General features: G+C 35.0%; 9 protein-coding genes. All 9 read left to right on the plus strand.

The window, feature by feature from the left end; genetic code table 11:
- Positions 1-3: 3 nt before the first annotated feature.
- A complete protein-coding gene (locus tag Q0870_RS05665; RefSeq protein ID WP_298553272.1) occupies positions 4-699 on the plus strand; it encodes a nitrate reductase cytochrome c-type subunit in 696 nt (231 codons plus the stop codon).
- Positions 692-1,327 carry a multiheme c-type cytochrome gene (locus Q0870_RS05670; RefSeq protein WP_298553273.1) on the plus strand — a complete coding sequence of 212 codons (636 nt, stop codon included), beginning with the start codon at positions 692-694 and terminating at the stop codon, positions 1,325-1,327. Before Q0870_RS05665 ends, Q0870_RS05670 begins: the two co-directional genes overlap by 8 nt.
- A 10-nt stretch (positions 1,328-1,337) precedes the next feature.
- Positions 1,338-2,456 (plus strand): 4Fe-4S dicluster domain-containing protein, encoded by a 1,119-nt coding sequence (locus tag Q0870_RS05675; RefSeq protein WP_298553274.1) that lies wholly within the window; start codon positions 1,338-1,340, stop codon positions 2,454-2,456.
- Positions 2,457-2,702: 246 nt separating this feature from the next.
- The gene (gene dsrP / locus Q0870_RS05680; protein ID WP_298553276.1) at positions 2,703-3,929 is read left to right on the plus strand and encodes a sulfate reduction electron transfer complex DsrMKJOP subunit DsrP; all 1,227 of its coding nucleotides are present in this window, start codon (positions 2,703-2,705) and stop codon (positions 3,927-3,929) included.
- 177 nt (positions 3,930-4,106) lie between these two features.
- On the plus strand, positions 4,107-4,706 hold the full coding sequence (nrfH, locus tag Q0870_RS05685) for a cytochrome c nitrite reductase small subunit (protein WP_298553277.1): 600 nt from the start codon (positions 4,107-4,109) through the stop codon (positions 4,704-4,706).
- A gap of 14 nt (positions 4,707-4,720) precedes the next feature.
- Complete coding sequence (gene nrfA / locus Q0870_RS05690; protein WP_298553279.1) at positions 4,721-6,217, plus strand: ammonia-forming cytochrome c nitrite reductase; 1,497 nt, start codon at positions 4,721-4,723, stop codon at positions 6,215-6,217.
- Positions 6,218-6,305: 88 nt separating this feature from the next.
- The gene (gene ccsA, locus Q0870_RS05695) at positions 6,306-9,452 is read left to right on the plus strand and encodes a cytochrome c biogenesis protein CcsA (protein ID WP_298553281.1); all 3,147 of its coding nucleotides are present in this window, start codon (positions 6,306-6,308) and stop codon (positions 9,450-9,452) included.
- Between the two features lie 315 nt (positions 9,453-9,767).
- Entirely contained in the window at positions 9,768-10,376 is a 609-nt protein-coding gene (locus tag Q0870_RS05700; RefSeq protein ID WP_298553282.1) for a Crp/Fnr family transcriptional regulator, read from the plus strand.
- A 550-nt stretch (positions 10,377-10,926) separates the two neighbouring features.
- Positions 10,927-12,318 (plus strand): CmpA/NrtA family ABC transporter substrate-binding protein, encoded by a 1,392-nt coding sequence (locus Q0870_RS05705; protein ID WP_298553283.1) that lies wholly within the window; start codon positions 10,927-10,929, stop codon positions 12,316-12,318.
- Positions 12,319-12,364: the final 46 nt, after the last annotated feature.

Raw genomic sequence — 12,364 nt, forward strand, 5'->3', positions numbered from 1 at the left:
GACATGAAAAAAAGACTCGGAATTATTTCACTTTTTGTATTGCTCTTCATCGCTTTTATAACTATTTGGAATTTTAGTTATCAACAAGGTTTAGAAGAAGGATACATTCCAGTTGAAGAAAGTACGTCTAAACATTATCTTCCGTCGGAAGCAGGTGTTTTTGAACGGTCAGAATATGCTGTTGAATATTCTAATATGCCTGTTGATAAAAATCATCAACGATTATTAAAAGATTATTACAAAAATAGAGCCTACCATGGTGCACCTCCAAGTATTCCACATCCTGTGAAAGAGATGAATCTAGGAGAAAACACCTGTTTACAATGTCATCAAAATGGAGGATTTGTAAATAAATATGATGCTTATGCACCTGTTACGCCGCATCCAGAGATGATTAATTGTCGTCAATGTCATGTGGCACAAAATAGTAATACGTTGTTTAAACCTGCAAATTTAGCACAGGTTAAGGCGCCAAAAGTGGGTGTAAATAATGCGCTAATAGGAACACCGCCAATGATTCCGCACCAAATACAAATGCGAGAAAATTGTTTGTCTTGTCATGCAGGACCAGCTGCACCTAAAGAAATTCGGGTAACACATCCAGAGCGTGTTAATTGCCGCCAATGCCATGTGCCAACCGATAGAGTAGTTTCAGATATAGCGCCTTTTACAAGAACTAAAAGTGATAACAATGAATAGGAAATACGATATACACATTTTAGCATGTACGTTTTTGGTAGTACTTTTTTCTTGTAAGCATAGCGAAGGCGAATATCATAACTTAAATGATAAGATAGAAGCTGAAAGTAAGAACTATCACGGTACAGCGATATCTTCTGAAGGATTGATTGACGGAGTAAAAACTGTTGAAATTACCGAAGGCGAACACACATTTTTAATTCCAGAACGTAAGAGTCAGATAAAATCATTCGCATGTATTGAGTGTCATAATACTGGATTAGATAAACTACAAAGTAAAGATATTAAGAAAGCCCATTGGGATATTGCTTTGGCGCATGCCGATGAAAATACAATGAATTGTGCAACTTGCCATAATGGAGATGAAATGAACTCTTTGCATACCTTAACAGGTAATAAGATTGATTTTAATAACAGTTATAAGCTTTGTGCACAATGTCATTCTTCGCAGTTTGAAGATTGGAAAGGTGGCGCACACGGTAAAAAAGTAGCAGGATGGGCACCACCAAGAGCATCGTATACGTGTGTGAATTGTCATAATCCGCACGACCCAGGTTTTAAATCGAGATGGCCATCGCGCTATAATACAGAACAAGTTGAAGCACCTCAAGCAGAGTCAGGTCATTAAAAATTAAGGTATGAGTGAGAAGAAAAAATGGTATTCGCTAGATTTAGGTTTGAACAGAAAAAAGTCTGACACAACTTGTGGTTGTGGAAAAACTGAAGGCGGTTGCGGGAGTCATAAACCAGAAATGACAGACGACGCTTTTCTAGAAGCTGCTGTAAATGCATCAATAGGCGAAGAGGTTCGAAAAGATGGATTTGAGCAGGTTTTTGATGTGAAGATGGACAGACGTTCTGCTTTTAAAAAGTTAACTGCTAGTTTATTAATAGGCGCAGGAGCAGTAAGCACATCATGCAGTGTTATAAGTGGAGATGATTCTAAAGAAAAAGCACAAATAGATTGGGAAGAGCAGTTTAAGGGCAACTATAAACTGATGAATGATGATGAGAAAAAAGCAACTGTAGATAGATTGATGCGTTCTTATGAATTAAGAACGGGTAAAAATATAAGCATGACTGCTGAAAATGCAGCTGATGATGTGTTGTTTGGTTATGCGTTTAATATATCGAAGTGCCAAGGGTATATGGATTGTGTAAATGCTTGTGTTGAGGAAAACAACCAAGATAGAGATTCGCAAATGCAATACATCCGTATACATGAAATGAAGGATGGAAAAGGTTTTAATTTTAATGAGGCCGATGATAATTATTACCATGAAGTGCCTGCGGAAGGTCATTTTTATATGGGAACACAATGTTTTCATTGTGATAACCCACCTTGTGTTGAGGTTTGTCCGGTGTCGGCCACTTGGAGAGAAGATGATGGTTTAGTAGTTATTGATTACGATTGGTGCGTGGGTTGCCGTTATTGTATGGCGGCTTGCCCTTATGATGGTAGACGTTTTAATTGGAGTAAACCTGAAGTTCCTGAAGCTGAAATTAACAAGAATCAGCATTATTTAGGCAATAGAATGCGTAAAAAAGGCGTGATGGAAAAGTGTACATTTTGTGTGCAGCGGTCTAGAAAAGGACAAAATCCAGCCTGTGTTGAAGCCTGCCCAACTGGAGCTAGAATTTTTGGAAATTTATTAGACCCGAAGAGTACCATTAGATGGGTTTTAGAGAATAAAAAGGTATTTAGATTAAAAGAAGATTTAGGTACGGAGCCTAAGTTCTGGTATTTTATGGATTAAATATATGTTTATTCGTTGATTTGTTTATCTGTTGAATTGTGTAATCGGATGGTTTTCGATTAAACGTATAAACAAATCAACAATTAAATAAAGAGGAATTGGCAAGTACGCCACGCGTTAGGGATTGCAGAGGAAAGCCCACAGCCCGACGAAGTAGGTGCGAGGACTTGTAACGGAAAGCCCGACCCCTTGTGGGTAACGCCCAAAATATAAAATTGAAGTGTAAAAATAGAAATTCACATTCGGATGAGACGATTAAAAGTTTTTAAAAATTTAGTGATTGATAGCTTGGATGCGATTACGAAAGGGTCGCGCAAATACCATATTTGGATGGCGTTTTTAACGTTTGTGATGTTGGCGGGCATGTATTGTTATTCGATACAATTGAAGGAAGGGTTGAGCGTTACAGGGATGTCTGACCGTGTGAGTTGGGGCTTATATATATCTAATTTCACGTTTTTAGTTGGGGTTGCTGCGGCAGCTGTAATGTTGGTAATGCCTACCTATGTGTTGAAAGATATTGATTTTAAACGCTCGGTTTTAATGGGCGAAGGTTTAGCAGTGGCGGCGTTAATTATGTGTTTAGCGTTTGTGGTTGCAGATATGGGAGGCCCATCGGTTTTGTGGCACATGATACCTGGAATTGGGGTGTTTAATTTTCCGAATTCTATGTTAACTTGGGATGTTATTGTGCTAAACGGCTATTTGTTTTTGAATTTAAGTATTCCGTTTTATATTTTGTTTAGACGTTACCAAGGCAAGGTACCAAATCCTAAAATTTATGTACCTGGAGCTATTTTGTCTGTGTTGTGGGCAGTAGCTATACACTTGGTTACAGCGTTTTTATATCAAGGGTTGCAGGCGCGTCCGTTTTGGAATAATGCCTTGTTAGGGCCTCGATTTTTAGCATCGGCTTTTGCAGCAGGACCTGCTTTAATTATTTTGGTTTTGGCTGTAATACGTTCGTTTACCGCTTTTAAAATTGAAGATAAAACCCTTAATAAAATTTCTATGATTGTGGTGGTTGCGGCGCAAATAAATATAATTATGTTGATTTCTGAGCTTTTTAAAGAATTTTACGCACCAACACACCATAGTGAAAGTGCCTATTATTTATTTTTTGGACTAGACGGAAAAACAGCTTTATTACCTTGGATTTGGACAGCGATAAGCATGAACGTTGTTGCTACAGTAATACTTACTATTGGTAAGCTGCGTAGAAATTTAAAAGTACTCTATTTCTGCTGTGCACTATTGTTTGTTGCTATTTGGATAGAAAAAGGTTTTGGACTTATTGTTCCTGGCTTTATTCCAGGGCCATATGGTAAAATAGTTGAGTATTTACCAACTGGAATAGAAGTAGGGGTAACCATTGGTATTTGGGCTATGGGCGCTTTTATTTTTACCATTTTAGCGAAGACCGCTATTGGTATTGAGTTGGGTACGTTGCGGTATAAGAGCAGGAAAGATTAATGAATTTTAGTTGATAAAATTTAATTTATATGACATATATCATCTTATTTTAATACAAATTGTTTAAAATTTGTACCTTAGTTAAAAGTAGATTTTTAGATTAAAATAATGGATTGAATTTTTCAAAGTAATAATAAAGTGTTTTTAGACTATAAATCCAGATAGAAATTTAATAGCGTGAATCTCAAAAAAAATATTCTACCAGAAAAAAAATCAAGATGGCGATCTGTTGCTATCTTTTTTATTGCAGTAATAACCGGACTAGGTTTTTTTATGGCTAAAGAGGCCGAGTTAGTCTCTTACATGTCTGATAAACCAGAGGCTTGTGTTAATTGTCACGTTATGACGCCTGTATATAATAGCTGGATGCATAGTTCGCATCGAGAATGGGCAAATTGTAACGATTGTCACGTACCGCATAACAACATCTTTAATAAGTATTATTTTAAGGCTAAAGATGGATTATTTCACGCTTCAGTTTTTACTTTAAGAGCAGAACCCGAAGTTATGTTTATGCGTGAAGAATCTCAGGAAGTTGTTCAAAATAATTGCATTCGATGTCATGTACAACAGGTTACGCAAACTAAGTATGATGGCTGGATTGATGACCATGCAAAAAACCGAACAGAACGCCAATGCTGGAGTTGCCATCAAGAAGTCCCACATGGAACTGTACATGGTATTTCTACTATAAGAAGTAATATAGCACCACTTCCAACAGACACACAAGAGGCTGTTATTCCGGATTGGTTAGAAAAACAAATTGAAGACAAATAAACCATAATTAAAAAATGAAAAACAAAGTATTATTTATCGTTACCGCAGTAGTCGTATTTCTGCTTGGTATGTTAGCTTCTAGTATTGTTAACAGAAAGAATGAAGCTAAGTACAAATACGTTCCGAAAGTTGATATTAGTGAAAATGAGCCTAGAAATGAAGAATGGGGAAAAAACTTCCCAGCTGAGTATCAATCATTTTTACAAACAGCAGAAACTGATTTCGCATCACATCAAGGTGGTTCTGCCATGAGGGATGTTTTACATGAAGATTCACGGTTAGTTGTGCTTTGGGCAGGATATGGTTTTTCTAAAGACTATAATCAAGGTCGTGGGCATCAATATGCTATAGAGGATTTAAGAAATTCTTTGAGAACAGGAGGGCCAAAAGGAAAAGGAGATGGCCCTATGCCAGCTACCTGTTGGACTTGTAAGAGTCCGGATGTACCACGTTTAATGAATGAAAATGGTATTGCAGAATTTTATTCTGGCAAATGGGCTGATAAAGGAGCAGAAGTGGTTAATCCAATAGGTTGTGCAGATTGTCATGATTCTAAAACGATGAAGTTGAAAATTTCTAGACCTGCTTTAGTTGAAGCGTTTCAAGAAATGGGGAAAGACATCAATCAAGCTACACACCAAGAAATGCGTTCTTTAGTTTGTGCTCAATGTCATGTCGAATATTATTTTGATAAGAAAATACCAGGAAAAGAAGGTGTGCCATATTTAAAGTTTCCTTGGAAAAATGGTATGTCTGTTGAAGCGATGGAGGAATATTATGATGCTATTGAGTTTAAAGATTGGACACATAAGTTAAGTCGTGCGCCTATGCTTAAAGCACAGCATCCAGGTTATGAAACCTATTTAACAGGTGTGCATGCTGATAGAGGCGTGTCTTGTGCAGATTGCCATATGCCTTATAAAAGTGAAGGTGGTCAGAAATTTACAGATCATCATATACAATCGCCTTTAAATAATGTAGCCAATGCATGTCAGGTTTGCCATAGGGAAGATGCTGATAAATTAAAGCAAAATGTATATGAGCGTCAGAAAAAAGCGGCTGAAAATAGAATAAAATTAGAAGACTTTATTGTTAAGGCGCATATTGAAGCTAAAAAAGCTTGGGACTTAGGCGCTACAGAAGAGCAGATGAAAGACATTTTAATGGATATTCGTCATGCGCAATGGCGTTGGGATTATTCAGCTGCAGCACATGGTGCATCATTTCACTCTCCTGTAGAAACAGCTCGTGTATTGGGTAGTGGTTTTACAATCATTCAAGAAGGGCGTATAAAACTAGCGCGTTTATTATCTGATTTAGGACACAATAAACCTGTAGAGATGCCAGATATTTCTACTAAAGAAAAGGCTCAAGAGTTTATTGGTTTAGACGTTGAGAAAATGAAAAAAGATAAAGCTGAATTTAAAGAAAATCTAGTTCCAAAATGGTTAGAAGAAGCTAAAGAGCGAGAAGCTGGATATGATACTAAAAATGTATCGATGAATAATTAAGCTTAGTATAATTATTATAATTTGTAAAAGATAGCATTAGTTGTAAAATCGCCAATGCTATCTTTTTCTTTTCTAGTTAAACACCATCATGCAAAAAATATATAAATTCTTTTCATCATCAAGTTTGGCATTATTGCTCTTATTAGTATTTGCAACAGCCATGGCAACAGCAACGTTTATTGAAAATGATTTTGGTACAGCTACAGCTTGGGATACTATTTACGATTCTTGGTGGTTTGAAGTTGTGATGTTAGGGTTGACCATTTCTTTTATAGCTAATATTTTTAAGTACAAACTTTTGCGAAAAGAAAAATGGGCAATTTTATTATTTCATCTATCATTTATTGTTATTGTATTAGGGGCTGCAATTACAAGATATTCATCTTATGGTGGTATTATGAGAATTCGGGAAGGCGCATCATCTAATATTGTAATCTCAGACACTAATTTTTTAACATTAAGCATTAGTGATGGTACAGATACGAAGACTGTAAAAAAGAAGCTATCCTTTTCTCCTATAAAGAATAATGATTTTACTTTAAAAACAGATTTTAAAAATCAACCTATAAAGGTATCTTATCATAATTATATAGCTGATGCTATTCCAGAAGTTATTCATGATGAAGCCTCTGGAGAAGCACTTTTAGAAATGGTAGTCACTGTTGGAAATGGTAGGAACACCGTTTATCTAAAAAAAGGCGAAATCGAAAAAATAGGTGAACATCAGCACGAAATTGGCTTTAACTCAAACAAGGCTGGTATTATAAACATTGTTGAAAAAGATGGTGCTTTCAGTATTAAAACACCACACGATTTAGATTTTTTCATTATGTCCTCGCAACAAGCAGGAAAAATAACAAAAGATAGTTTACAAGCTATAACATTAAGAACTCTTTACAGAGACGGTGATATATCTTTCGTACCATTAGTTTACCACGAAAAAGGAAAATTTCAATTAATAAGCGATTCTGAAAAGGTAAAGGATAATGATAATACTAAAGATGATGCTTTAATTGTTGATTTATCAGTTAATGGCAAAACGGAACCAGTTAATATATTATATCGCCAAGGATTTTTACCAATGCATCATCAAACAGATATTGAAGGTTTAAAAGTAACATTGTCTTATGGAGCAAAAGCTATAAAGACACCCTTTTCAATTCAATTAGATGATTTTCAACTAGAACGCTATCCTGGATCTTCAAGTCCTTCGGCTTATGCCAGCGAAGTCACAATTTTAGATGATGATGTAAAAACACCATTTAGAATTTTTATGAATAATGTTTTAGATTACAAAGGTTATCGTTTTTTTCAAGCCAGTTATGATACAGACGAAAAAGGGACTGTACTTTCAGTAAACCGCGATAAGATAGGCACATTTGTCACCTATTTAGGCTATTTATTAATGATGTTAGGCATGTTTTTTACACTCTTTGGAAAAACATCACGTTTTCGATTGATTAATAAAAAGTTAGGGCAACTTAAAAAGAAATCTAAAGTGGCAATAGTAGCTGTATTGTTGTTAAGTATATCAAATATTTTTGCGCAAACAAAAGCGGATTCTTTAACAGTTGCTGTAGAAAAGTCTATTGAATACCAAGCTGTAGACCAATACCATGCAGAGGTTTTTGGACGCTTACTAGTTCAAGATTTAGATGGTCGTATCAAACCCATCAATACATTGGCATCGGAATTTCTTAGAAAAATTTCCAGAAAATCAAAGTTCAGTTATCCCTTGCCTGATAAAAAAATAACTCTAGATGCAAATCAAACCTTTTTGGCTATGCACATGTCTCCTCAAATTTGGCAACATGTTCCTATTATAAAAGCAGATTTTGTAAAAACAGGCGATGTATTTGATGGTGTTTCAAAAGGTAAAAATAAGCTGTTAGCATTTTCTAGTTTATTAGACGAAGCAGGGGAGTATATACTTACTAATCAGGTAGAAGAAGCTAATAAAAAGAAACCATCAGAGCGTGATGAGTTTGATAAAGAAGTTTTAAAAATAGACGAACGTTTTAACATCCTTTACAATGTATTTTCGGGTAATTATCTAAAGATTTTTCCAAATAAAAACGATAAAAATAATACGTGGTTTAGTTATACACATCATTTTAAAGATTTCCCTGATGAAGATGGTCAATTTGCTAAAACCATACTAGCTAATTATTTTAAAGATGTATCTGCTAAAAATTATACCAATGCTCACGATAAACTCATGTACATCAAGAAATATCAAGATGTATTAGGTGCAGAAGTTATTCCTACTCCAGAGCGTATTGAGGCAGAATTGTGGTATAACAAAGCCAATATTAATTTCTGGCTATTTCAAGTCTTTTTTACACTAGGTTTTGTTTTATTATTGCTCGCTATCGTTAAAATGTTTTCTTATAAAAGATGGATTGAGTTTATAAATAATACATTCATTATTTTAACTTTAATAGCCTTTTTATGTTTTACAGGTAATATTCTATTACGTTGGTATATTGCACAGCACGCCCCTTGGAGTAATGGATATGAAATGCTCATTTTTGTAGCCTGGGTTCTTGTTTTGTGTGGTCTAATTACCTTTAGAAAATCAGACTTTTCATTGCCATTAGCCACCTTATTTTCAGGCGCGTTATTGTTCGTTAGTTACTTAGATTGGTTAAGTCCAGAAATTACCAACTTGATGCCAGTATTAAAGTCGTATTGGTTAAAAATTCACGTAGCAACCATCGTAAGTAGCTATGCACCCTTAGCACTATCTTCAATTTTAGGGCTTATGGCTTTGTTATTATTGATTTTTAGAACAAACAAAACTAAAACTATAATAGATATAAAAATAAAAGAGCTTAGTTACATCAATGAAATAGCCATGACTATTGGCTTGTTTGTATTAGCAGTAGGTACTTTTTTAGGTGGTGTTTGGGCTAACGAGTCTTGGGGACGCTATTGGGCTTGGGACCCTAAAGAAACTTGGGCTTTAATAAGTATTATAGTATATGCTATCGTTCTACATTTGCGATTTATACCAAAATTAAATAATGTTTATGTGCTTAATGTGGCTAGTATGTTTGCATTTTGGTCCATTATTATGACGTCTTTTGGTGTTAATTATTACCTCTCAGGATTACATAGTTATGCAGCAGGAGATCCGTTACCTATACCAACATTTGTTTATGTTTTAGCGATATTTATGATTTTTATTGCAGTGTTTGCAGCTTTAAAGTATAAAAAACATCAAGTGAGCTAATAGAATGATTTAGATAGTATTTTGAAAACTCCATTACTTAATGCATTTGCTTTTTCACAATTTCGTATGCTTAATTTATAAGATGAACAAAAAAGGCCTCTATTTTTTATTAAGGTCGTAAAAGTTGTTTCTAGTGTTTTAAAACTAAGTATTATTACTTAATTTTGAATACATCAGAATACGTTTTACTTTTTGAACAGCAACAAAACAATATTAAATTTAGAAGGCTTATGCAATGTATGCAACAGTCCAGGGTGTCTTGTGAACAAACATAGTAACCTGTTGTTTGATAATAGATTATCACAAAGCAATACTGTGTTAAAATGCAAAAAAGGACAGCAATTTATTATAGAAGGAGCACCTGTAAACGGGCTTTTTTTTATAAAATCAGGTACTGTAAAAGTATTTAGGACAGGTATAAACGGGCGCGAGCAAATCGTACGGTTTGCAAAACCTTGCGAAATTATTGGACATCGAGGTTTTGGCACACAAGAATACTATTCTATTGGAGCCATAGCGTTACAAGACTCCGAATTGCATTATTTTTCAAAAGAACATTTACAAGAAGCTCTATTAGAAAACCCTAAGTTTACTTATGATATGATGCTGTTTTACGCCAACGAGCTAAACCGAAGCGAAAACAAAGTCAAGTCCATTTCACAAATGACGGTACGCGAGCGAGTCATTGACACCCTATTATACATCCACCGAAAATTTGGTGACTTACTCGGGTATATTAATTTACCACTTAGCAGAAAGGAATACGCAGACTACGCTGGTACAACCGAAGAGCAAGTTATCCGCATATTCTCAGCACTAAAAAAAGAAGGACTCATTACCACAAGAGGCAAAAAAATAAGTATCGTAAATGTCTCAAAACTCAAAACCGAAATTAGCGAACACAACTATTTTCTAGATACTTAATTTAAAAAAATTAATGTTTATTTGAGCGCTACCAAAAGGGGGCGGGCTTTACGCTATATCTTTTGTTTTTTGTCATTCTTCCGCCGGCAGGAATTCATAACACATATATTCGTTGCATTCTTCTGTTTTTTTTAATAAGACAAACAAAGGATGACGCTGCAATCCCTAGCGCGGGTTAATCCGCTAAAGTAGGTTCTGTAGTTATATATATAAGGTCAATATATAAATTACATAGATTTTAACTACGTAGTAAAAAGTCCAAAATTCAATCTATTTTCGTTTTTTTTATTAAAAGTAGGATTAAACAAACCAAAAAATATTAAAAGAATACCTGTTTTACGCATACTATTACGTAGCCTCATGGTTTACTTAGTTTAATTTAAGTGTTTATTAATGAGTTGCTTATGATGCAAACCTGTTTTATAACAGGTTTTTTTATGGAACAAAAAGAGGTTTTTATATGGGTAACAACATGAGTTAAAACTAAGACTACTTATATATTTGTCAAAAAAATAAGTATATATACTTAGTAATTCTAAAAACAATTAAAATGAAGTCTCTACTAAAAAAATCAACTTGGATGTTACCCTTAGCAGTATTGCTATTTGCTTGCGGTGGCGAAAAAAAGAAAGATGTAGCCGAAGTTGCGGTTGCAGAAACATCTAAAACAAAAACATTAGATATTGAGAAACCACAATTAACATTTGGTTTTATCAAATTAACAGATATGGCGCCTTTAGCCATTGCAAAAGAAAAAGGATTTTTTGAAGATGAAGGGTTGTTTGTTTCTGTGGAAGCACAATCAAACTGGAAAAACGTTTTAGACCGTGTTATTGATGGTCAGTTAGATGGTTCACATATGTTAGCGGGTCAGCCCATTGCTGCAGGAGCAGGGTTTGGTCGTCAAGCAGATTTGGTAACACCATTTTCAATGGATTTAAATGGTAATGGTATTACGGTTTCAAACGATGTTTGGAGTAAAATGAAACCAAACGTACCAAAAGGAGCAGACGGAAAGCCTATTCATCCTATAAAAGCTGAGGTATTAAAACCTGTTATTGCAGAATATAAAAACTCTGGTAAAGCTTTTAAAATGGGTATGGTATTCCCTGTATCTACCCATAACTACGAAATACGCTATTGGTTAGCAGCAGCAGGCATACACCCAGGAATGTACACAGCGGATAATGTACAAGGACAAATTGATGCTGAAGTTTTACTTTCTGTAACACCTCCACCACAAATGCCAGCTACTCTTGAGGCGGGAACTATTTATGGATATTGTGTAGGTGAACCATGGAACCAACAAGCGGTTTTTAAAGGTATTGGTGTCCCAGTAACTACCAACTATGATATCTGGAAAAACAACCCAGAAAAAGTTTTTGTAATGACAAAGAAATTTGTTGATGATTACCCAAATACTGCCATTGCTGTAACTAAAGCATTAATTAGAGCTGGAAAATGGCTAGACGAACCAAGTAACAGAGCAGAAGCTGTAAAAATATTAGCGATGTCTCAGTATGTTGGTGCGCCAGAAGAAGTATTAGCAAATTCTATGACAGGTACATTTGAATTTGAAAAAGGCGATAAACGTGAGATGCCAGATTTCAACGTATTCTACAAATACAATGCAACTTATCCGTTTTACTCTGATGGTATTTGGTTTTTAACTCAAATGCGTAGATGGGGACAAATTCCTGAGGCTAAAGCAGCAGATTGGTATGCAAGCACTATTAAAGATATATACAGACCAGATATCTGGACAAAAGCAGCAAAATTATTAGTTGAAGAAGGAAATATTCCTGCTGGAGATATTCCAACAACAGATGGTTATAAACCTGCAACTGCTGATTTTATTGACGGAACATCTTATGATGCTAAAGACCCAATTGCTTATATCAACAGTTTCAAAATTGGAAACAAAGATAAAGCTGTACAATAATATATAATTGATATCAATCAACCTGTCTCGAAAACTCAGGACAGGT

Source organism: uncultured Algibacter sp. (genome assembly GCF_947487575.1).
Lineage (GTDB): Bacteria > Bacteroidota > Bacteroidia > Flavobacteriales > Flavobacteriaceae > Algibacter_B.